Below are 22,736 nucleotides of genomic sequence, written 5' to 3'. Positions count from 1 at the left end.
CATTATGGCAATGGCCTGACTGCAGATCGACCGCGAAAAGAACCCACCCGCGATGCCACATTGCCGCTGTGAGTGACTGGCCAAATGGTCCCAATAGTGTGACCATTCTTGGAGGAGGCAGACGATGATGGCGACAACTGAAATACCGAAGGTGGCGCACTACCGCTACACAGTCTCCTGGTCCCCTGAGGACCAGGAGTATGTCGCTCAAGTTACTGAGTTCCCGTCGCTCTCCTGGCTGTCTGCCGACAAGGACGAGGCTCTGCACGGGCTGGAAAAGTTGGTCAACGAAGTAGTACAGGACATGATCAGCGAAGGTGAGCAAGTACCACTCCCCTTGGCTGAGCGCGAGTTCAGTGGAAATCTCAGGGTGCGCGTTTCTCCCGCAAAGCACCGCCAATTGGTCATTCTCGCCCAGGAACAAGGGGTCTCGCTGAACCGATACCTCGTTGAACGCCTCGCCGGATAGCGCCCACCCTGCATCAGCGAACAGCGCCACGAAAGCCGGGGTCCGCTCTCACCACAGAGCCGGACCCCGGCTTTTTTGCGCCCTTAAGTCCATCGATCGCCGTAATGGAGGCAACTATTTAGGGCACAAAGGTTTTGCGTAATGCCGTCGCGCCAGTATCCTTCTTGCTTAGGCGAGCCTAAGTAAGGCTCCCTGAACGAAAGACACCCTTATGACCGCCAACTTCCTGATCGGCCTGCGCGAAGGCCTCGAAGCATCACTCGTCGTGGTGCTCCTCATGGCCTACCTCATCAAGACCGGCAGGAAGGCGCTGATCCCCCGGCTGTGGGCCGGCGTGGGATTGGCCGTGGCGATCTCCCTCGGTTTCGGCGCGCTCCTGACCTTCGGCCCCCGCGGCCTGACGTTTGAAGCCCAGGAAGCGATCGGCGGCGGCCTTTCCATCGTGGCCGTTGGCCTGGTGACGTGGATGGTGTTCTGGATGGCCAGGACGGCACGCACGCTGGGTGGCGAACTCCGCTCGCAGGTGGACAAAGCTGCCGACGGCGCCGCCTGGGGCCTGGTGCTTGTGGCGGCGCTGGCCGTTGGCCGCGAGGGCCTGGAAACCGCACTCTTCATCTGGGCCGCAGCACAGGCTACCGGCGAAACGACGCTGCCCCTTTTCGGCGCCCTGCTGGGCTTGCTGGCCGCAGCGGGACTTGGTTACCTGCTGCACCGCGGTGTGCTGAAGGTGAACCTCGGCAAGTTCTTCACCTGGACCGGCGTGGGGCTCATCATCATTGCGGGCGGCGTGCTCGCCTATGGCATCCACGATCTCCAGGAAGCCGGCATCCTGCCCGGCCTCCACAACCTGGCCTTCGACGTCTCGGCCGCAGTCCCGCCGTCGTCCTGGTACGGCACCTTGTTGAAGGGCACGCTCAACTTTTCCCCGGCCACCACCTGGCTGGAAGCCGCCGCCTGGCTGCTCTACGTCGTCCCCGTGCTCTTCCTGTACATCCGGACCAACAGATCGACGCCTCCCAAGGCGAAGAACGTCCCCTCCGCTCCTGCTGTCACGGCCCACCCGTAGCCGCACTCTTCCCCAACCCAAGGACCCCTCCATGTCTGGAACTTTCCGGCGCTCCGCGTCTTCCTCCGCTTTCCGCAAGGCCCTCGCCGTGATCGGCGCAGCAGCCGCCGTCCCGCTGGTGCTGACCGGCTGCACGGACAACACCAAGACCTCGGCAACCGCCACTGACGGCCCCATCCAGGTGAGCAGCACGGCCAGCGAATGCAAGGTGTCCTCGGCAACGGCGCCGAGCGGCAACCTGACGTTCCAGGTGAAGAACGACGGCAACGAAGTCACCGAGTTCTACCTGCTTGCCGAGGACGGCCTGCGGATCATTGGTGAAGTGGAGAACATCGGCCCGGGAATCTCCCGCAACCTGGTGGTCACCGCACCGGCCGGCAAGTACAACACCGCGTGCAAGCCCGGCATGCAGGGCGATGGCATCCGTGCCTCGTTCGAGGTCACCGAGTCCGGGAACAAGCCCAGTGTCGATGCCGACTTCCAGAAGCTCCTTGACACCGGCACCCAGCAGTACGCCGCGTACGTGAAGGACCAGACCGAGCAGTTGGTCACGGGCACCAAGGCCTTCGCCGACGCTTTCGCGGCCGGGGATGCAGCCAAGGCCCGCGAACTCTACGCCTCCACCCGCATGCACTGGGAGCGGATCGAACCCGTGGCTGAGTCCTTCGGCGACCTCGACCCCAAGCTTGACGCCCGTGAAGCGGACCTTGAGCCCGGCCAGGAATGGACCGGCTGGCACAAGGCAGAGAAGGACTTGTTCCCGCCGGCTGGCTACACCCCCATGACCGACGCCGAGCGCAGCGCCATCGCCAAGCAGCTCGTCGCCGACACCGAAGACCTGGGACAGCGCACCCGCACCGTGGAACTCACCGCCGACAAGCTCGGCAACGGCGCCAAGGAACTCCTGGACGAAGTCGCCACCGGCAAGGTTACGGGTGAGGAGGAAATCTGGTCCCACACGGATCTCTGGGATTTCCAGGCCAACGTGGACGGCGCCCGGATCGCGTTCGAGAGCCTGAAGCCTGCCCTGGAGCAGAAGGACGCCGAGCTCGCCAAGTCTTTGGACGAGAAGTTCGCTGCCCTGCAGACAGAGCTCAAGAAGCACGCCAAGGGTGATGGCTTTGCGTACTACAACGAGCTCAGCCAGGAGCAGGTGCAGCAACTCGCTGCCCTGGTCGATTCCCTCGGCGAACCGCTGTCCAAGCTCACCTCAGCCGTAGTCCTGTGACCGGCTGCCCCTTCGGGCACACCGATGGTGATCACCGCCCGGACCAACTGAATGCCGCCACCGGCTCCGGTGAGGGCGCCGCCGTCGTGCCTTCTGCCGGGGAGGCAAACCACGGAACGTCCGACGGCGGTGCTGCCGCCGGCGGTGGTGCCTCGCGGTTGTCCCGGCGCGGGCTGCTCTCGCTCGCCGGCGTAGGCGGCGCCGGTGCCGTGGCGGGGCTGGCCGCAGGCTTCCTGGGCCACGACGCCGTGACAGCGGGGAGCGCGAGCGCTGCCACGCCCGCCGCGGATTCGGTGGTCCCGTTCTTCGGTGAGCACCAGGCCGGAATCAGCACGCCGGCGCAGGATCGCCTGCATATGGCCGCCTTTGATGTGACCACCGAGGACCGTAAGGAACTGGTCAAACTCCTGAAGGACTGGACCGCAGCCGCCGAGGCGATGACCGCGGGCAAGGCAACTGGTGCCACGGGTGCTGTCGATGGTCCTTACGATGCGCCACCCGAAGACACCGGGGAAGCCCTGGACCTGGAAGCTTCCCAGCTGACGCTCACGTTTGGCTTCGGTGCCGGGTTGTTCGAAAAGAACGGCAAGGCACGCTTCGGTTTGGATGGCCGCCGGCCCGAAGCCTTGATCGACCTCCCCCACTTCCCTGGCGACGACCTTCAGCCCGGCCGGACCGGCGGAGACCTGGTGGTCCAGGCCTGCGCCGACGATCCCCAGGTGGCTGTGCACGCAATCCGCAACCTGGCCAGGATCGGCTTCGGCAAGGTCCGTGTCCGGTGGTCGCAGCTCGGCTTCGGCCGGACGTCGTCCACGTCAAGGGCACAGGTGACGCCGCGCAATCTCTTCGGCTTCAAGGATGGCACCAACAACCTGAAGGTTGAGGACCAATCGCTGTTGAACGAGCACGTGTGGGTGCCATCCGGCGACCGCCCGGAGGAGAACTGGATGACGGGCGGAAGCTACCTCGTGGCACGCCGCATCCAGATGCACATCGAGATCTGGGACCGTACCTCCTTGCGGGAGCAGGAGGGCCTGATTGGCCGGACCAAGGGCGTGGGTGCGCCGTTGTCCGGCGGCGACGAGTTCACGGCCCCGGACTTCACGATCGCCGGGCGCGACGGCGATCCGCTGATCCCGCTGGATTCCCACGTGCGGCTCGCCCACCCGGAGCAGAACGGTGGGGTCCGGATGCTGCGCCGCGGCTACAACTTCACCGACGGCTCGGACGGGCTGGGCCACCTGGATGCGGGCTTGTTCTTCATCGCCTTCGTGAAGGACCCCAGGACACACTACGTGCCCATGCAGTTGGCGCTGGCCAAGGGCGACACCCTGTCCGTCGAGTACCTGAAGCACACCGGATCGGGGCTCTTCGCGGTACCGCCGGGTGTACAGCAAGGCGGATACATCGGCGAAGGGCTGTTCGCCTAGCTGCCCGTTGCTGGCCCGCTGTCCCGTTGCCGCCCAGCAACAGAACAGCGGGCTTCAGGCGTTTTCGGCACTTCGTGCCGCGCTTTTAGGAGAGCGGGCGCCCGGCCATCTGTTCGAGCCTGCGGATGCGGTCCGCCATGGGCGGGTGGGTAGCGAACATCCGCCGCATTCCGCCTCCCCGGAAGGGGTTGGCGATCATCAGATGCGAGGCATTGACCAGGCGCTGGTCCTGCGGCAGGGGTACCTGGGTCACTCCGGATTCGATCTTGCGCAGGGCAGAGGCGAGGGCCAACGGATCTCCGGTCAGCTCGGCGCCGTCCTCGTCGGCGTCGTACTCGCGGGTCCGGGAAATGGCCATCTGGATCAATGAAGCAGCGAAGGGCGCCAGCAAGGCCATGGCGATCATCGCAATCGGGTTGGCGTTCCGCCGGTCCCCTCCCCCGAAGAACAGCAGCATCTGGCCGACAGAAGTAATGACACCGGCAACGGCCGCTGCGACCGAGGAGGTCAGGATGTCCCGGTTGTAGACGTGCATGAGTTCATGGCCCAGCACGCCCCTGAGTTCGCGCGCATCAAGCAGGTGCAGGATTCCCTCCGTACAGCACACGGCCGCGTTCTTGGGGTTGCGGCCCGTGGCGAAGGCGTTCGGGGTCATGGTGGGCGAGAGATAGATCCGCGGCATGGGCTTGTTGGCCCGGACGGAGAGTTCGCGCACGATCTGGTAGAGCTGGGGTGCCTGCGCTTCGCTGACGGGGTAGGCAGCCATGGACCGGATGGCGATCTTGTCGCTGTTCCAGTAGCCGTAGGCCGTGGTGGCGACGCCGATCAGCGCCATGATGACGATGGGCGCGGAACTGCGGGTGCCGGCGCCGATGATGGCCCCCAAACCCAACAGCACAGCCCACAGCACACCGAACAGCGCGGCGGTTTTGAGTCCATTGTTGTGTTTGTGCACGGTGTTCTTTCGCTTTCGTTGGCCCTTTTGCTGGAGTTCTGTCTGGATTAACGTCGACGCCGGCCAGCATGTTCCGGCATTCGGCGCCGACGCCTACGGCAAGGGATGCTTCGCATCGTAGGCCACGAAGCCCGGCTGTACGCGCGACGCCAGCCATGCCAGGACCATGCAGAGCACCCCGCCGATCAGCAGCACGCCACCTTCGCTCAGGAACTGGGTGACACCGCCGGCCAACAGATCCCCCACTCGGGGACCGCCGGCCACCACCACGATGAACACGCCTTGCAACCGTCCCCGCATGTGGTCCGGGGTGGCCGACTGCAGGATGGTGGTGCGGAACACGGCGCTGACTGAGTCCGAGATTCCTGCGAGCGCGCAACAAGCCGCAGCAGGGATGAGCCATAACGTCACGCCGTTCCGCCCGGAATCCCCCGCCATGAGCACCACTGCACCGAACGCGGCAATGGAGGCGCCCCAACCCACCACGGCGAAAACAACGGCGCTGCCTTGGCGGCGTACGCGGCCCAGGGGACCGGAAAACAGGCCGGCGAGGAAGGCACCTACAGCCGTGGAGGCAAGAAGCACACCCACGGTGGTCTCACCCCCGCCGATCATTACCGCCCCGATCGCCGGCATGAGGGCGCGGGGCTGGGCGCAGATCATGGCGATGAGGTCGATGATGAAGGTCATGCGGACGTTCGGCCGGGTGCCCAGGAACCTGAAGCCCTCAACCACCGAACGCAGACCTGGCCGCACGGCGTCCTTGGAGGGCGGGAGCGGCGGAAGCTTGAGAAGGCCCCACAACGCGAACGTGAAGCTGACGACGTCGATGGTGTAGGTCCAACCGAAGCCGATGGTCGCCACCAGGACGCCCGCCAGCAACGGCCCCGCCGTCATGGACAAGCCGAAGGTCAGCATGTTCAGGGCATTGGCGGCCGGCAGCAGGTCCTTGCGCACCAGGAGCGGGATGATGGCACTGCGCGCGGGACCGTTGATGCCCTGGGCTCCGCTCTGCACGGCAACCAAGGCGTAGAGCAGCCAGATGTTGCCAATCTCGAACCAAGCCTGGAGCGCCAATCCTGCGGTGGTAGCCCAGAGGACCAGAGACGCCACCAACGCCACCTTTCGGCGGTCATAGGCATCCGAGACCGATCCGCCGTAGAGCCCGGCAATGACCAAAGGAACCAAGGCGAAAATGCCCAGGAGCCCCACGTAGAGGCTCTCCTGGGTGAGCCGGTAAACCTCCAGGCTGACGGCCACCAGCGTCAGCTGCGTGCCCACGGCAGCTACCGATGCCCCCAACCAGAGCCTCCGGAAGGCCGGGCTTTCTTTGAGGGGAGTGATATCTGCCAGGAGTCTTGCCACCCAGCAACCCTACCCAGTGCCCGGCGTGGGCAGGACTCCCGGCGTAACCACACCCTTGGTAGGCTCACCCGGGGAAGGAAGGAGGGGTACGTATGGCGTTGTCACGTCAGTTGCTGTTCCGTTCCGCCATCTGGGAAATAGCCCGGCCCCGCCACCCGCTGACGGCGGGACACCTTGTGGTCCGGTTGTCCGATCCTTCCACCGCATTCGGCGAGGCCTCCGCTGCCGACTGGCTGCTGTGCCATAACCTCGCCCGGGCCGCTTTGCAGGATGTCCTGGGTGTCGTCCGGTGCGCCGTCATGTTCGCGCACCGCTGGCATCCGCTCGGCTCGGCCCTGGGTGAGCCGGTCGCGGAATCCTCCACCCCCACGTTCCACCTTTTCGGCCGTTGGGCTTCTGAAACCACGACGCCGGGACGCCAGCTTGCGCTGCCTGCCCACCGGCGGCTGGCCGAACCCGAGGAGACCCTGGAAAGGGTGGACTCGGAACTTCGGGAGTCGCTCCGTTTCTTTGCGGAGGGCCCCTTCCTGCCCGAACAACCTTCGGCTGTCCACCACTCACGCACCCAACCGCCGCCGGGGGTGCCGTTCGCACCTGGCCCAGGCGCCGGCGTCGTGCGTGCCCGGACGCTGGTGCCCCTGGTGGCGGCGGTGGATGCCTCCCGGCACCATAGCGTCATTGAACCTGCCAGTGGAGCCGCCTCCATAGCCGGGCTGCTTCCCGGTGAACTGGTGGCCATGGCCGCGTCGCTGGGTGCACTGCCCCTGACGAGCGGCCTGAGCGGCTTCAGTTGTGTCGCCGTGGAAGGCGAACGCGCCGGTTCTGCCGTGCGGATCCATGCCGTGGGCAGGTCCGGGGCCGAAGACGGGAGTCCGCTGTTGGATGTGTTCCGTTTGCCAGAAGTTAGCCTCGCCTTATTGTGAACTCATCAAAATAAGTGTTTCAATGAATGCATGACCGATCACACGACCGACCAGCAGGCATGGGCCGCAGCCCTGCATGCCCATGGACGGCGCGTGACCAAACAGCGGCTGGCAGTGTTGGCTGCGGTCCAGCATCATCCGCACTCTCCGGCAGAGGGCATCCTTGCCGCTGCACGCGAAGAGCTTCCTGAACTGACGGCGCAGTCCGTTTACGTGGTGCTCAGCGACCTCACGGATTTGCAGATGCTGCGACGCTTCGAACCCCCGCACTCACCCGCGCTGTACGAAACGCGGGTAGGCGACAACCACCACCACGCCGTGTGCATCAGTTGCGGCCGGGTGGAGGACGTTGATTGCGCGGTAGGACACGCACCGTGCCTCACGCCGCATTGGGACGAGAACTCCAAGCCAATGACCATCCAGATCGCAGACGTCCTTTACCAGGGAATCTGCCAGGACTGCCAAGCCAAACAACAGCTTCCCAAACAACCAGCAACCCAGAAATAGGAGAAACATGACTGCCATTTCGACCACACAGTCAGGTGCCCCCGTTACGTCGGACGCGCACTCCAAGTCCGTCGGCGCCGACGGTGCCATCATCCTCACCGACCACTACCTGGTGGAAAAGCTCGCACAGTTCAACCGCGAGCGGGTTCCGGAGCGTGTTGTGCACGCCAAGGGTGGCGGCGCTTTCGGTACCTTCAAGACCACCTCTGACGTCTCCAAGTACACCAAGGCCGCTTTCCTGCAGCCGGGTGCCGAGACGGACATGCTGATCCGCTTCTCCTCCGTGGCCGGCGAGAACGGCTCCCCCGACACCTGGCGCGACCCCCGTGGTTTCGCCGTGAAGTTCTACACCACCGAGGGCAACTACGACCTCGTGGGCAACAACACCCCGGTGTTCTTCATCCGCGACGGCATCAAGTTCCCGGACTTCATCCACTCCCAGAAGCGCCTCCCGGGCACCCACCTGCGTGACGCCGACATGCAGTGGGACTTCTGGACCCTCTCCCCCGAGTCCGCACACCAGGTCACCTGGCTCATGGGCGACCGTGGCCTCCCGGCTTCCTGGCGTGAAATGCAGGGCTACGGCTCGCACACCTACCAGTGGATCAACGCCGAGGGCGAGCGCTTCTGGGTCAAGTACCACTTCAAGTCCAACCAGGGCGTCAACTCCATCACCGGCGAGCAGGCTGAAGCCCTGGCCGGTTCGGATGCAGACTTCTACATCCGCGACCTCCACGGGAACATCGAGGCCGGCAACTTCCCGTCCTGGGAACTGCACGTCCAGGTCATGCCTTACGAGGACGCCAAGACCTACCGCTTCAACCCGTTCGACCTCACCAAGGTGTGGCCGCACGCCGACTACCCGCTGATCCACGTGGGCACCATGGAGCTGAACAAGAACCCGGAGAACTACTTCGCGCAGATCGAGCAGGCCACCTTCGCGCCGTCGAACTTCGTGCCGGGCATCGCTGCTTCCCCGGACAAGATGCTGCAGGCACGCATCTTCTCCTACGCTGACGCACACCGCTACCGCGTTGGCACCAACCACGCCCAGATCCCCGTGAACCAGCCCAAGAGCCCGGTCCACAACTACAGCCAGGATGGCCAGGGACGTTACCTGTTCAACTCCCCGTCCACCCCGGTCTACGCTCCGAACACCGTTGGTGGCCCGGCTGCCGTTGAGCCGGCTTCCCCGGCCGGTGGCTGGGAGAACGACGGCGAGCTCACCCTCTCCGCACACTCCCTGCACGCTGAGGACAGCGACTTCGGCCAGGCCGGTGCGCTGTACCGCGAGGTCTACGACGAGGCTGCCAAGGCACGCTTCCTCGACACCATCACCGGTGCTGTTGGCGGCGTGAAGAGCGCCGACATCAAGGAACGCGCCATCCAGTACTGGACCAACGTTGATGCCGAACTCGGCGCCAAGCTGCGCGCCAACCTCGGCGCCGGCGAAGGTGCCTCCGACGCCGAAGCAGCCAACAAGCTCTAAGCGTCAGCCCTAACGGGAACACCCCGCTGCGGATTCTTCTCCGCGGCGGGGTGTTTTTCTTTTCCACATAGGATTTCCGGTCTATGGCTTCGCCCGGTAGCGCATCCCTAGGATCCTTGCATGAGCACATTTGAAGGAATCCCCTCTGCCGCTTTCCGCTTCTACGAGGAGTTGGAAGAGAACAACAACCGCGAGTGGTGGCTTGAGCACAAAACGACGTACGACGCCGAGGTGCGGGAACCGCTGACCGCTCTCCTTTTGGAGCTGGAACCGGAGTTTGGGCCGGCTAAGATTTTCCGGCCCAACAGGGATATCCGCTTCTCCCAGGACAAGTCGCCGTACAAGACGGCCCAAGGTGCCTTCGCCGAAAGCAAGGAAGGCGTGGGCTTCTACGTCCAGATCAGCGCCTACGGACTCCTGATCGGCGGCGGCTACCACTCACATACCCCTGCGCAGTTGGCCCGGTTCCGCGCCGCCGTGGATGCCCCGGGTAGCGGCGAAGAACTCCGGAAGATCGTTGACGCAGTGGCCGCTGCGGGCTTTGCCGTCGAAGGCGAAAAGCTCAAGACCGTGCCCCGCGGGTTCGACAAAGACCATCCACGGGCCGAACTCCTGAAGCATAAGTCACTCTCCGCAGGGGTGGAGGTGGGTGAGCCGGAGTGGCTCTCCACCGCAGCGGCCCGCCAGGAGATCGCGGCCCGCTGGGAAACCCTCCGGCCATTGGTGGACTGGGTCAGCGAACATGCCGCACCCTAGCCCACGGGAGAGTCCACAGCCTCCTTGGCCGCGGCGAACTTCTCGTTCAACCGTGAGTGGCGCTGGCCGTAGGCGAAGTAGATGACCATGCCAACAACCAGCCAGATGCCGAAGAAGATCCAGGTCTGCACAGCCAGGTTGGTCATCAGGTAGAGGCAGAGGATCGCGGAGATCCACGGCACTACCTTGCCGAAGGGCACACGGAAGGCAGGCTTGAGGTCAGGGCGCTTCTTGCGAAGCACCAGGATGCCCAGGCTCACCATGACGAACGCGGACAACGTGCCGATGTTGATCATTTCCTCGAGCAGGTCAACGGCGGTAAGCCCGGCAACCAAGGCCACAGCCGCACCACAAATGATCTGCAGCCGGGCAGGCGTGGCGCGCTTCTCGCTGGTCTTGGACAGGGCACGGGGCAGGAGACCGTCCCGACTCATGGCGAGGACCACCCGCGCCAGGCCCATGAGGAGCACCATGATCACGGTGGTCAGGCCCACCAGTGAACCGAAGGCAATGACCTTGGCGGCATCGTTGTTACCCACGGCCTCGAAGGCCGTGGTCAGCGTCGGGGCTTTCTCTGCCGCGAGCTGCGTGTAGGAGACCATGCCGGTCAGCGCCAGGGAGACCAGGATGTAGAGGAGCGTCACCAGGGCGAGGCCGCCGAAGATGCCGCGCGGAAGGGTCTTCTGCGGGTTCTTCACTTCTTCGGCCGAGGTAGCAACGACGTCAAAGCCGATGAAGGCGAAGAACACCAGGGCTGCGCCCGCGAAAATGCCGAGGGTTCCGTATTGCGCCGGTACGGCACCGGTCAGGAATCCGAAGAAGGACTGCTTCATGACGTCGTCCACGCCGCTGCCCGCGGTGGGCTGCGAAGCAGGAACGAACGGGGTGTAGTTGGAGAACTTCACGTAGGTGAAGCCGACGACGATCACGAACAGGACCACGCCGATCTTGATCAGCGTGAAGATGTTGCCGACGCGGGCGGACAACTTTGTCCCCAGCACCAGCAGCACCGTGAAGATGGCGACAATGAGGAAGGCGCCCCAGTAGAGGTCCACGCCTCCGATGTTGATGGCGGGAGGCATGTCCACTCCCATGAGGCCAAAGACCTTGCTGAGGTAGATGCCCCAGTACTTGGCGATCACGGCCGCAGCGGTGAAAAGTTCAAGGATAAGGTTCCAGCCGATGATCCACGCGAGCACCTCGCCCATGGTGGCGTAGGTGAAGACGTAGGCGGAGCCTGCCACGGGGATCGCCGTGGCGAATTCCGCGTAGCACATGATGGCCAAGGCGCAGGTGACAGCCGCAACCACGAAGGAAATGGTGACCGCCGGGCCTGCGAAGTTTGCCGCTGCCTTGGCGCCCACGGAGAAGATACCGGCGCCGACAGCGACGGCGACGCCCATGATCATCAGGTCCCAGGTGCTCAGGCTTCGCTTGAGCTTGCGACCGGGCTCATCGGCGTCGGCTATCGACTGCTCGATTGATTTGGTCCTGAAAATGTTCATAAATATGCCACATTCTGGATGGGGGTGGTATAGGACTCATCAAGGATAGTGTCCGGCCAATGGACGGCCATATTTGTCCCAAATAATGAGACAACAAATGGACTAGTGGGGCTGATGGTGCTGCTGTGACTTCCGCTGTTGCCCCGCCACATCATGCGAAAGGCCCCATTCAGGCGGAAAATTCGCCGTCGTGGGGCCTTTCAGTTACTCAGGCTTGGACGTTCAGGAATGCTTGCTGTCAGACACCTGGCACGTCCCAGTCCATGATGGTGGAGCGGATCAGGAACCGTTTCCCTTCGGGCGCCTCCACGGAGAAGCCGCTCCCCCGGCCTTGGACAACATCCACTGTCAGGTGCGTGTGGGACCAGTAGGCGAACTGTTCCCTGGACATCCAGAACTCAAGGGGCTTGGCCCCAATGGAGTCTCCGTCATCGCCGAGATCGAACCTGCCCAGCAGGACGTCGGAGTCTCCCGTCAGGAAGTCACCGGCCGGATAGCACATGGGCGCAGACCCGTCGCAGCAGCCACCGGACTGGTGGAACATCAAGGGTCCGTGTTGCTCCCAGAGCTTGCGCAGCAGTTCCACTGCGGCCGGGGTCAGTGCCACCCGGGAGAAGTCCTCCCCCGGCAGTGTCACCGAAGCTTCCAGGATGTCCGGGGCCGCGGTCATCAGAACTTCAAGACCACTCGGCCGTCGATCTTGGCGTGCTTCATCTCGTCGAAGACGGCATTCACTTCAGAGAGTTCGCGGGTGGAGACCGTTGGCTTGATCTTCCCCTGCGCGTAGAACTCGAGCGCTTCCTCCAGGTCCTGCCGGGTGCCTACGATCGAACCCCGGACGGTGAGGCCCTTCAAGACGATGTCGAAGATCGGCGCCGGGAAGTCCCCGGGAGGCAGTCCGTTGAAGACGATCGTACCGCCGCGCCTGGCCATGCCGATCGCCTGGCCGAAGGCGGAGGGATGGACTGCGGTGACCAGGACTCCGTGGCAACCGCCGGTTTCCCGCTGGATGACCTCGGCTGGATCCTCGTGCAGGGCATTGACCGTCAGTTCAGCGCCGTGTTCCCGGGCGAGTGCCAGCTTGTCATCCGCAATGTCCACGGCCGCCACCCGCAAGCCCATGGCCACGGCATACTGGACGGCTATGTGGCCCAGTCCACCGATTCCGGAGATGGTGACCCATTGGCCGGGCTTGGCTTCGGTCATCTTCAGGCCCTTGTAGACGGTGACTCCGGCGCAGAGCACGGGAGCAACCTCCACGGGGTCCGAGCCTTCCGGGATGCGCGCGGCGAAACGGGTGTCCACCAGCATGTACTCCCCGAACGAGCCATCGATGCTGTAGCCGCCGTTCTTTTGCGACTCGCACAGCGTCTCCCAGCCTGTGCGGCAGTACTGGCAGTCGCCGCAAGCTGACCAGAGCCAGGCGTTGCCTACGAGGTCTCCTACGGCAACGTCCGTGACGCCTTCGCCCAGTTCCACCACTTCGCCCACACCCTCATGGCCGGGAACGAAGGGTGGCGTCGGCTTGACCGGCCAGTCGCCTTCGGCGGCGTGCAGGTCGGTATGACAGACCCCCGACGTCAGGAGGCGGACCAGCGCCTGGCCCGGACCCGGCGTCGGACGTTCCACTTCCATGACCTTCAGGTCGGTTCCAAATTCGGTAACTACTGCTGCTTGCATGGTCGTCGACATTGACGATCTCCCTTTTTCAGATGAACAACAGGATGTGTTGTGCACGGCGGCCGCCACAGGGACCAGCTGACGGACGGCTGCCGTGCACAAGCTCTCTAGAAGAAGCCGAGTTTGTTCTCGTTGTAGCTGACCAGCAGGTTCTTGGTCTGCTGGTAGTGGTCCAGCATCATGGCGTGGTTCTCACGGCCGATGCCTGATGACTTGTAACCGCCGAAGGCAGCGCCTGCGGGGTACGCGTGGTAGTTGTTGACCCAGACGCGTCCGGCTTGGATTTCGCGGCCCGCGCGGTAGGCAACGTTGCCGTTGCGGGACCAGACGCCGGCGCCGAGCCCGTAGAGGGTGTCGTTGGCGATGCCGATGGCGTCGTTGTAGTCGCTGAAGCGCGTCACCGAGACCACGGGGCCGAAGATTTCCTCCTGGAAGATCCGCATCCGGTTGTGGCCTTCGAAGATGGTGGGCTGGACGTAGTAACCGCCGGCCAGGTCGCCTGGGAGCTCGGCCCGGGCACCGCCGGTCAGGACCTTCGCGCCTTCCTGCTTTCCGATGTCGATGTAGGAGAGGATCTTCTCGAGCTGGTCGTTGGAGGCCTGCGCGCCGATCTGGGTCTCGGTGTCCAGCGGGTTGCCCTGGATGATCTTGTTGGTGCGGGCGACGACGTCGGCCATGAAGGAGTCGTAGATGCCTTCCTGGACCAGAGCACGGGACGGGCAGGTGCACACTTCGCCCTGGTTGAACGCGAAAAGCGTGAAGCCTTCCTGGGCCTTGTCGTAGAAGGCATCGTTCTGGGATGCGACGTCGTCGAAGAAGATGTTGGGGCTCTTGCCGCCCAGCTCCAGCGTGACGGGGATGAGGTTGTTGGAAGCGTACTGGCTGATGAGCCTGCCGGTGGTGGTCTCGCCGGTGAAGGCGATCTTCCTGATGCGGGGGCTGGAAGCGAGGGGTTTGCCCGCCTCGACGCCGAAACCGTTGACCACGTTCACGACACCGGCGGGCAGCAGGTCACCGATGAGTTCCATGAGGACCAGGATGGACGTCGGCGTCTGCTCTGCCGGCTTCAGGACCACTGCGTTGCCGGCGGCCAGCGCCGGAGCGAGCTTCCACACGGCCATGAGAATGGGGAAGTTCCAAGGGATGATCTGCCCCACCACGCCGAGCGGCTCGTGGAAGTGGTAGGCCGTGGTGTCATCGTCGAGCTGGGACAGGTGGCCTTCCTGGGCACGGATCGCGGAAGCGAAGTAGCGGAAGTGGTCGGCAGCCAAAGGGATGTCCGCATTGAGGGTCTCGCGGATTGGTTTGCCGTTGTCCCAGGTCTCAGCGACGGCGAGGAGCTCCACGTTCTCGTCGATCCGGTCGGCGATCTTGTTGAGGATGGCTGCGCGTTCAGTGGCTGAGGTTTTGCCCCACGACGGCGCCACCTTGTGCGCGGCATCCAGGGCCAATTCGATGTCTTCGGCCGTGCCGCGGGCAACTTCGCAGAAGGCCTTGCCAGTGACAGGAGTGATGTTTTCGAAGTAGCCGCCCTTGACCGGGGCCACCCATTCCCCGCCGATCCAGTTCTCGTAACGGTCCTTGAAGGTGACCTTCGATCCCTCTGCACCTGGCTGTGCATAAACAGTCATTGCTAGCTCCTTTGCTGCGAATCACGGTGGCTGTCGCCATTGATCCGAGCCTAGGAGCGGGAAGGTTGCAGCTACGTTGCAACCCTGTGAGGCGGGTCACTCAGACGGCCAGTTCGTCCTCCAGCCGCTCAAGATCGGCCACGATCGCAGCCCGCTTGGGCGAGCGCGGCGGCAGGAGCTTCAGGATCGCAAGGCGGAGTTCGACGTCGAACCGTGCCTCGGGCAGGTCGGCGTACTTGAGCAGCGAATCGGCGCTGCCGTCGCTCAGCAGCGCCTCGCGCAGCAGGTGCGAGACCCGTTCGCGCAACTGCACGACGCCGGGCGCCTCCGATCGTGGGAGGACGGCACCTTTGTAGATCTCCAAGGCAATCCGGTGGGCTCCGCGCTGCAAGCAGGTGAGGACCTGGCCGGAGTCGGGCAGGAGTTCCACGGGCAAGCGGTAGGGCCGGGATTCAGGGACCGCTTCCGGGCTGAGTTCGTGGATAACCTTGCGCAGCCGGACCATCTCGGCGCGGAGCGTCACCGCAGAACCTTCCCCGGGGTACAGCTGGGCACAGAGGTCATCGGCGCTCAGCCCTGCGGGGTGGTTGCCGAGAATGGCGAGGATTTCGCTGTGCCTCGCGGACAGCGTCGCCGTCCTGCCGTCGATGCTGAGCAACGCCTGGTCGCGACCCAGGAGTTGGAGGCTGTTGCGGTACAGCGAATGCTTGTGAGGTTTGTCCCCGGAACCGGCGCTTGCGGCGGAAGGCGAGCTCCGGCGTCGTGGTTTTGCGTTTGCTGTCGCAGCGAGTTGCAGGCGTTCGATCCGTAACTGTGCCTGGGCCGCCGCAACCGTTGCCTCAACGAGCGAAACCGTGTGTGGGGCTACGGCTGTCTCCGTGCCCGTGATGTCGACGACACCCAGAAGGGCCCCGGAATCGGGATCGTGGAACGGTACGGCCGTGCAGCTCCACGGATGGACCGAACGCTTGAAGTGTTCAGCGCCGGAGATCTGGATGCTGCGGTCCAAGGCGAGCGCGGTACCGGGTGCGCTGGTCCCTACGGAGGCCTCGGACCAATCCGAACCGGCAACGAACATCATGCCTTCAGCCCTGCGTTGCATCACGGGGTCGCCATCAACCCAGAGGAGGCGGCCGACGTCGTCCCCCACAGCCACCAGCAGGCCGCTGTCGTGGCTGGGCTGGATCAGGAGCTTACGGATCACCGGCATGATCGTGGCGAGCGGATGCTGCGCCCGGTAGTCCTCGAGTTCGTCAAGGTCCATGGCGAGCGGCGCTTCGGCCACGTCCGGGTTGGCTTGCAGGATGGCCGAACGTTGCCAGGACTCGCGCACCAGGCTGCGGAGGCCGGCCAGGTCCGCCGGATCCCAGGACTCCAGGTGCTCGTGGCCCGTAAGGGCACGCCGCTGCAGCAGCTTGGCGGCTTCGCTACCCGGAAGCGGCGGGTGGACTGGGCTCTTCATCGAACTCCCTGGCTGCGGTACATGCCGCGGTAACGGGGCGGCGTTCACGGCGGGCGGTACGGGCCAGTCTAGTTCGGCACCCGGGCTTTGGGTACAGCCGGGTTTGCCGCCGGCCGGTTTGCTCCGGGGTTCAGCCGCGGGAGATACGGATCATTTCCTCGCGCGGGACCACCTTGATGCGTTCGCGGACCACGCCGTCGCCGTTGTCCGCGCCGCCGGACCACGCCTCACCCAGGGCGGCCTCGTGGGCGTCCAGCCGGTTCCACCCCTCCCACGTGGTGTACTCGACGCCACGCTCCTCCAGGAGGTTGATGATGGCCTGCGGATCCGGGTTCTCCGCCGGGGGCAGGTTCAGCCGGTCCTCGAGCAGGCAGCCAATGGTTTCCAGCGCGTCCCCCTTGGTGTGCCCGATCAGGCCCACGGGACCGCGCTTGATCCATCCTGTGGCGTAGATTCCCGCTACGGGTTGGCCGTCGGCACCCAGGACGCGACCGCCGTCGTTCGGGATGACGCCGCGGCGGGCGTCGTACGGCAGTTCCTCAAGGGGCGAGCCGTGGTAGCCGATGGCCCGGTAGACGGCCTGGACGGGGTACTCGATGAATTCGCCGGTGCCCTTGGCGTTGCCCGTGCCGTCCAGTTCCATGCGTTCGAACTTGATGGCGGACACCGTGCCCGGGTTTTCCGGCGAATCCAGGATCTCCACTGGGCTGTGCAGGAAGTGCAGATGCAAGCGGCGGGAGGAAGGCTGTTCGGACTCGGCGTGTTCCTCCACCAGCCAGTTGGTCAGGGTGTTGACCATGGTCTTGATCTGGTTGTTGGTGCGGATGGCCTCGTCCGAGGCGTCGTCGAACTCGAAGTCCTCCGGGTAGAGGACAATGTCCACGTCCTTGCAGTGCGAGAGTTCGCGCAGTTCCAGCGGGGTGAACTTCACCTGCGCAGGGCCGCGGCGACCAAACACATGGACGTCCGTGACCGGCGATTTCTTCAGGCCCTGGTACACGTTGTCCGGAATTTCGGTGACCAGCAGTTCTTCGGGGTGCTTGGCCAGCATGCGGGCGACGTCGAGTGCGACGTTGCCGTTGCCGATCACCGCGATCTCCTTGGCTTCAAGGGGCCAGTCGCGGGGAACGTCCGGGTGGCCGTCGTACCAGGAGACAAAGTCCGCGCCGCCGAAGGAACCTTCGAGTTCGATCCCCGGAATGTTCAGGTCGGCGTCCTTGATGGCTCCGGTGGAGAAGATCACGGCGTCGTAGAAAGCCCGGAAATCATGCAGCGTCAGGTCCCGGCCGTACGTCACATTGCCCAGGAACCGGATGTCGCCCCGGTCCAGCACCTTGTGGAGCGCGTTGACGATTCCCTTGATGCGCGGGTGGTCCGGCGCTACGCCATAACGGATCAGGCCATACGGCGCAGGATACGCCTCGAAAAGGTCGATGCTGACGTCCACCTGCCCGTCCTTGACCTCGTTGGACTTGGTCAGGATGTCCGCGGCGTACACACCGGCCGGGCCTGCGCCGACGATCGCAACGCGAAGTGGACGACTGGGGGTTGTTGCGGCTGAGTCAGACACCGGGAGCCCTTCCGAAGCAGTGAGCCACGCCCGTTGTTGGGGCGCGCAGGTTTCCAATTCTAGATCTCGACCCCTGCCCCGGCGGCTCATATGGCAGGACTCACACAAATTCCTAATGTTTCAGGGAATATTGCGGAATATTGCGCCCGTGGGTGGTGTTGGCGCTTTTGTGTCGACACCCGAACAAACCACCGCAGCCACGTCCTCTTCGAACCAGCCCACGACGGCGGCAGCCGGGGGCGGCGGTGGCAGCAGTACGGATTCGGGTGCTGTTGCGGTGAAACCGGTTCGGAGTGAGACCACCACCGGCGTGTTGTTCGGCATCGGCGCGTACGGGCTCTGGGGTCTGCTCCCCCTCTACTTCTTCGTGCTGCAACCGGCCGGAGCCATCGAGATCGTCGCCAACCGGATTGTCTGGTCCTTGGTTTTCTGTGCCCTCCTGATCACGATCACGCGGTCCTGGAGAACCCTTTTTGCTGCGGTGAAGGACCGCTCAGTGATGGGACCGCTGGCATTGGCAGCAGGCCTGATCGCGGTCAACTGGCTCACCTACACCTTCGGTGTCACCACCGGCCATGCGGTGGAGACCTCCCTCGGCTACTTCATCAACCCCTTGGTGTCCGTGCTCCTCGGCGTGTTCGTCCTGAAGGAAAAGCTCCGGCCTTTGCAGTGGGCAGCCGTGGGAATCGGCTTCGTCGCCGTTGGCGTGCTGACGTTCTCCTACGGGCAGCTCCCGTGGATCGCCTTGCTCCTGGCCTTCAGCTTTGGCCTGTACGGCTTCGTCAAGAAGAAGGTGGGACCCAAGGTGGACGCGCTCACCAGCCTCTCTGTTGAAACCGTGGTGCTGGCCCCCTTCGCAGCCATCACCATGGTGGTCCTCGGAGCTACCGGCGTTGCCACGCTCACCACCCAAGGTCCGGGACACTTCTGGCTCATCTTGGCCTCGGGCGTCATCACCGCGGTTCCCTTGCTGTTCTTTGGAGCATCCGCCCGCCGTCTGCCCATGACCACCATCGGCCTGCTCCAGTACTTTGCCCCGGTGCTCCAGTTCATCGTGGCGCTCGCCGTTTTCCACGAGGCCATGACCACGGCCCGCTGGATCGGTTTCTGCGTAGTGTGGCTGGCCCTGGTGCTCCTCACCATCGACATGCTGAGGACTGCGCGGAAGAACGCGGTGCTCCGGAGGCAGGCGAAGCTCGCGGCCGCCTGAGTCCCGGGGTGTCGCCGGGTTCGTGGGAACGCTGCGCGGGGTTGCGCGGGGTTGCGCCGCGTTCGTGGGAACGCTGCAGGTTCGCTGGAAGTTTCCCGGCGAAAGCGCAGGCTTCCCGGGAGTTCGCCGGGTTCGTGGGAACAGTACGGGCCCTTACGTGAGCACGTCCGGGTTTGGCTCCCTTAAGCCCTCCCCCGCGCGTTCGGCGGTTTCCAGGCCCAACACGGGCACACCCCGCATCCCGGAAACGTCCACCTCCACCAAGGAATCCGCCAACGGCTTGAACGAATGGGCTCCAGAGCCCAGCAAGCGGAGGCCCACGAGGGCCAATCCGCCCGGCAGCTGGATCCGGATCCGCCCTGAGGCAGGCATACGCGTGACGATCGCAAAAACCCTGCCTGTGGACTGGTCCTCGGTGAAGTACCCCCAGCCGGGGTATTCCCAACCGTCAGCAAAGCCGCAGCCGTACACCGCCTCACCGTTCACCGCGAGCCATCCACCCACCCCGCGTGCGATCTCCACCTCGGCGGGAGCCATGGAACCGTCGCCACGGGGCCCGAAATTCAAGAGCAGGTTCCCGCCCAGGGAAGTGCAGTGGGCGATCATGTCCACAATGTCCAGGGGGTGCTTGAGCGTGGACTGCGCCCATTCGCCTTGGTGGTAACCCCACGATGCCTGCGGAATGGTCATGCACGCTTCCCAATCGCGCTTGGCAACGCCGGTGTTCCAGGGTTCGGGCAGCCTGCGCTCGTATCCGCTCTCGTAGTCGCCCATGAGCCGGCCGTTGGAATCCACGTGCCGCGCACCGAAATCGTCGGCCCGTAAGCGGCTGTTGACCACCACGCCCGGGATGCGTTCCTTGAGCATTTGCTCCACCTCCCACGTCCACCAGCCGTTGGCTTTCACCGACTCGTCCCAGGTCCCGTCGAACCAGAACCCCTTCACGTCCGGATACCTGTCCGCCAGTTCTTCCAACTGTTTCATCGCGAAGTCGAGGTAGCGCGCGAAAGCCGCGTGGTCGCCGTCGTTCTCCAACGTGAAGCGCCAGTCCGGGTGGTGCCAATCGAGCACGGAATAGTAGAAGCAGACATCGATCCCACGGGCCGTGTAGGCCTCGATGAGTTCGGCCAGGACATCACGGCCGGACGGAGTGTTGCCCATGTGGAAGTCCGTGTAGGCACTGGGCCAGAGGCAGAAACCGTCGTGGTGTTTGGTGGTGATGGTCATGTACTTGGCTCCGAGGGCCACCGCTGTGTCTGCCCACGCGCCGGCGTCGAAGTCCGCCAGCGTGAAATCGTTGGCCAGCGCCTCCCACCGCGCCTGCGGAATGCCGGCGATCCGCGGGAGGAACTCGGCCGCGAACTCCACGTCCTTGCCCTCCCACCGGCCCGCGGGCAAGGAGTAAAGACCCCAGTGGATGAATTGGCCCACGCGGTGTCCGCGGAAGCGCCGCATGGCGTCATCCTCGCGGGGATTCTCGCGTGAAGCACCGTACTTGAGCTCGATCACTTCCCCACCTGCCCGTCCCACGGCACGAACGACGCCAGGTCAACGGATTGGGTACCGCCGTCCGCCCACCTCACCGTGACTTCCGTCCCGGAAACCACGACGGCGGCCATCGCCTCCAGCCATTCGGGTGCCGGGGCAGGGTCCCGGGTGAGCGTGTGCAAAGCGACGTGCACTGTTTGCTCCGTGGTCCGCCGGGCAGAGAGATGCGGCACTGCCGAGTGTTCACCCATGGCGTTGGACCCCGTGTATCCGGTGGTTTCAGCGTCCTCCCAACCATGCATCCCCGTGACGGCTGCGAAAACGTCCCCGTTGTTCACCCATGCTGTGGCGCCTGACGCCCCCGCGGACACAGGCTGGTTTCCGGCAACCGCGTGGCCACCTTCACGGACCCGGTAATCCGCCGGACCGCGCACCAGATGGCAGCGCACTTCGTGGATCCCCCTGGTTACCGACACCGTGGTGACGGCAGTACCCGCGAGTGCCTTGCCGTACAACTGCGGAACATGGACCGAGCCGCTGACAACGCCGTCCGTCCGGCTGCCTCGGAGCGCACAACGCCGGCTCGCCACGCCGTCGGATCCCAGCAACGCGAGGTGGCCGTCAATGTTGTCCGCCCACGCCTGTCCCGTTCCCGGCGCGGTGTGGGTGGAATAGGAGAACCTGGCATAGTGCGGATCGTCCGGATCCGGTCCACCGCCAACTGGCAGGCCGCAATGGTCGCTGCCGTGGTTGGTCAGGCGGGACAGGCCTCCGTGGGTACTCAACGTCCACCCCAGGTCCGGCAGCGGGCGAACGATTGGCGGACCATCGCTGGGCTGCGGCTCCTCCACGTCCTGCCACACCGGGTGTTCCGGTGGGAGGGCCAGCCCCAGGAAACCAATGCCGGCCAAATAGGGCGAGCCAAAACCGCTGTAGGCCTGGCACGATCCTTCATGCGGGCCGTACCACCCCAGGCTCAGGGGTTCGTCGACACCCACGCCGAGGGCGGTGAAGTTCGCCAAGACCCCTGACGCCAACCTCCGCGTGGCCCCGGAGGACAACGGATTCACTCCGGACATTTCAGCGCACCACAACGCTGCCAGGACGGCTGTCCGGTACGCCAGGGAACGCCCCACATGGAGCACCGCCCCGTCCGTGGCAAACATCAGGCCCTGCGTCGACACAAACTCACGCAAACGCTCCAGATGCCGCTGCCCGTCAGGGGTTTCCTCCCGCCCTGTCATCTTGTACCAGGCCCAGAGATAGGGGTGGATGGCCCACGCGTTGTAGTAGTCGATCGAATGTTCCGGACCATCGGTGTACCACCCATCGCCCAGGTACCAGGATTCCACCCGGGCAACGTTGCGCCCGCCCGTGCAGCCGGAGACATCCTCGCCCACCGAGCGAAGGAACCCCTCGGCCATGGCAGGGAACAGCTGCCAGTTGTTGCCCCACACCTCCAAGCGGGCGTGGTGCCGCAACCAGCCGGCCACCTGCTTCTTCTCCGACTCCGTGAACGGATCCCACAACCACTCACGGGCAATGAACAGTGAGAAGGCTATATTGGCCGCCTCCACGATCGAATTGGTCACCCCCAGCAACGGCGACTTGCAGGTCACGCCCAACGGCCACCGTTCCTTGCCCACGGGATCAGTACCGGCCAGCAACGCCCCGCGGTACCACTCCGCCAAAGCCAAACGGTCCTGGCCGCGGGCTCCGGCGATGCGCGGAGCCGCCAGCAACAGGCTCCGGCCAATGGTTTCCATGCCCTCGCGGCGCTCGCCGTCGCGGGTCACGTGCCCGGGAAGCCTTGGACTGGCCTTGAGCGGGCTGGAATAGTTCCGGATGTGCTCCAGCCAGTGGTCGGCTGTGGCCTCCCACTGTGCCCGCGTCCAGCCCGTGAACGGGGAGGGTGCGGTCTGTGGTTTGGGCAGCCAGGGCAGGTTGGTGGGGAATGACTGTGTCACGGTGCTGGTTCCTTGGGTCTGGTGCGGGAGGGCTG

At 64.6% G+C, this 22,736-nt stretch carries 19 protein-coding genes; 9 read left to right on the top strand and 10 right to left on the bottom strand.

Annotated features, from left to right (window positions below; translation table 11 throughout):
* Positions 1-124: 124 nt before the first annotated feature.
* The 4 genes from ACIPY3_RS00745 to efeB all read left to right on the top strand — a co-directional run bounded on the left by ACIPY3_RS00745 (position 125) and on the right by efeB (position 4,193).
* On the top strand, positions 125-469 hold the full coding sequence (locus ACIPY3_RS00745; protein WP_400328883.1) for a type II toxin-antitoxin system HicB family antitoxin: 345 nt from the start codon (positions 125-127) through the stop codon (positions 467-469).
* A gap of 211 nt (positions 470-680) precedes the next feature.
* Positions 681-1,535 carry an iron uptake transporter permease EfeU gene (gene efeU, locus ACIPY3_RS00740; protein WP_400328880.1) on the top strand — a complete coding sequence of 285 codons (855 nt, stop codon included), beginning with the start codon at positions 681-683 and terminating at the stop codon, positions 1,533-1,535.
* A gap of 31 nt (positions 1,536-1,566) precedes the next feature.
* Positions 1,567-2,763 (top strand): iron uptake system protein EfeO, encoded by a 1,197-nt coding sequence (gene efeO / locus ACIPY3_RS00735; RefSeq protein ID WP_400328877.1) that lies wholly within the window; start codon positions 1,567-1,569, stop codon positions 2,761-2,763.
* Positions 2,760-4,193, top strand: a complete 1,434-nt coding sequence (gene efeB, locus ACIPY3_RS00730; protein WP_400328874.1) for an iron uptake transporter deferrochelatase/peroxidase subunit — start codon at positions 2,760-2,762, stop codon at positions 4,191-4,193. Before efeO ends, efeB begins: the two co-directional genes overlap by 4 nt.
* Before the next feature lie 85 nt (positions 4,194-4,278).
* On the opposite strand, the gene htpX is transcribed toward efeB, so the two are convergent.
* Positions 4,279-5,148 (bottom strand): zinc metalloprotease HtpX, encoded by an 870-nt coding sequence (gene htpX, locus ACIPY3_RS00725; RefSeq protein WP_400328871.1) that lies wholly within the window; start codon positions 5,146-5,148, stop codon positions 4,279-4,281.
* 93 nt (positions 5,149-5,241) lie between these two features.
* Positions 5,242-6,513 (bottom strand): MFS transporter, encoded by a 1,272-nt coding sequence (locus ACIPY3_RS00720; RefSeq protein WP_400328868.1) that lies wholly within the window; start codon positions 6,511-6,513, stop codon positions 5,242-5,244.
* Between the two features lie 92 nt (positions 6,514-6,605).
* On the opposite strand from ACIPY3_RS00720, the gene ACIPY3_RS00715 reads away from it, so the two are divergent.
* From ACIPY3_RS00715 to ACIPY3_RS00700, 4 genes are all read left to right on the top strand, one after another.
* Complete coding sequence (locus ACIPY3_RS00715) at positions 6,606-7,436, top strand: hypothetical protein (RefSeq protein ID WP_400328866.1); 831 nt, start codon at positions 6,606-6,608, stop codon at positions 7,434-7,436.
* A gap of 30 nt (positions 7,437-7,466) precedes the next feature.
* Positions 7,467-7,943 carry a Fur family transcriptional regulator gene (locus ACIPY3_RS00710; RefSeq protein ID WP_400272665.1) on the top strand — a complete coding sequence of 159 codons (477 nt, stop codon included), beginning with the start codon at positions 7,467-7,469 and terminating at the stop codon, positions 7,941-7,943.
* 7 nt (positions 7,944-7,950) lie between these two features.
* Positions 7,951-9,432 carry a catalase gene (locus tag ACIPY3_RS00705; protein WP_400328864.1) on the top strand — a complete coding sequence of 494 codons (1,482 nt, stop codon included), beginning with the start codon at positions 7,951-7,953 and terminating at the stop codon, positions 9,430-9,432.
* A 120-nt stretch (positions 9,433-9,552) separates the two neighbouring features.
* A complete protein-coding gene (locus tag ACIPY3_RS00700; protein ID WP_400328861.1) occupies positions 9,553-10,188 on the top strand; it encodes a DUF2461 domain-containing protein in 636 nt (211 codons plus the stop codon).
* Here ACIPY3_RS00700 and ACIPY3_RS00695 read toward each other — a convergent pair.
* From ACIPY3_RS00695 to ACIPY3_RS00670, 6 genes are all read right to left on the bottom strand, one after another.
* Positions 10,185-11,693 (bottom strand): amino acid permease, encoded by a 1,509-nt coding sequence (locus ACIPY3_RS00695; RefSeq protein WP_400328858.1) that lies wholly within the window; start codon positions 11,691-11,693, stop codon positions 10,185-10,187. The two genes, ACIPY3_RS00700 and ACIPY3_RS00695, sit on opposite strands and share 4 nt — an antisense overlap.
* Before the next feature lie 238 nt (positions 11,694-11,931).
* Positions 11,932-12,363: a DUF779 domain-containing protein gene (locus ACIPY3_RS00690; protein WP_400328855.1), complete on the bottom strand. Its 432-nt coding sequence runs from the start codon at positions 12,361-12,363 to the stop codon at positions 11,932-11,934.
* Positions 12,363-13,385, bottom strand: coding sequence for an alcohol dehydrogenase AdhP (adhP, locus tag ACIPY3_RS00685; RefSeq protein ID WP_400328852.1), 1,023 nt, complete (start codon positions 13,383-13,385; stop codon positions 12,363-12,365). Before adhP ends, ACIPY3_RS00690 begins: the two co-directional genes overlap by 1 nt.
* A gap of 95 nt (positions 13,386-13,480) precedes the next feature.
* Positions 13,481-15,004 (bottom strand): aldehyde dehydrogenase family protein, encoded by a 1,524-nt coding sequence (locus ACIPY3_RS00680; protein ID WP_400328849.1) that lies wholly within the window; start codon positions 15,002-15,004, stop codon positions 13,481-13,483.
* 100 nt (positions 15,005-15,104) lie between these two features.
* Positions 15,105-16,466, bottom strand: coding sequence for a GAF domain-containing protein (locus tag ACIPY3_RS00675; protein WP_400328845.1), 1,362 nt, complete (start codon positions 16,464-16,466; stop codon positions 15,105-15,107).
* A gap of 130 nt (positions 16,467-16,596) precedes the next feature.
* Positions 16,597-18,036, bottom strand: a complete 1,440-nt coding sequence (locus ACIPY3_RS00670; RefSeq protein WP_400328842.1) for an FAD-dependent oxidoreductase — start codon at positions 18,034-18,036, stop codon at positions 16,597-16,599.
* Between the two features lie 130 nt (positions 18,037-18,166).
* Between ACIPY3_RS00670 and rarD the strand changes: the two genes are divergently transcribed.
* Positions 18,167-19,246, top strand: coding sequence for an EamA family transporter RarD (rarD, locus tag ACIPY3_RS00665; protein WP_400330575.1), 1,080 nt, complete (start codon positions 18,167-18,169; stop codon positions 19,244-19,246).
* Between the two features lie 153 nt (positions 19,247-19,399).
* On the opposite strand, the gene ACIPY3_RS00660 is transcribed toward rarD, so the two are convergent.
* Together ACIPY3_RS00660 and ACIPY3_RS00655 are read right to left on the bottom strand one after the other, a co-directional pair.
* Complete coding sequence (locus ACIPY3_RS00660) at positions 19,400-20,755, bottom strand: alpha-L-fucosidase (protein ID WP_400328839.1); 1,356 nt, start codon at positions 20,753-20,755, stop codon at positions 19,400-19,402.
* Positions 20,752-22,701 (bottom strand): DUF2264 domain-containing protein, encoded by a 1,950-nt coding sequence (locus ACIPY3_RS00655; protein WP_400328836.1) that lies wholly within the window; start codon positions 22,699-22,701, stop codon positions 20,752-20,754. The genes ACIPY3_RS00660 and ACIPY3_RS00655 overlap by 4 nt, the downstream gene beginning before the upstream one ends.
* Positions 22,702-22,736: the final 35 nt, after the last annotated feature.

Source organism: Paenarthrobacter sp. NPDC089714 (assembly GCF_044748905.1).
Classification (GTDB): Bacteria; Actinomycetota; Actinomycetes; order Actinomycetales; family Micrococcaceae; genus Arthrobacter.
Note: the sequence above shows the minus strand (reverse complement) of the source record. Positions and strands in the feature narration are given on the sequence as shown.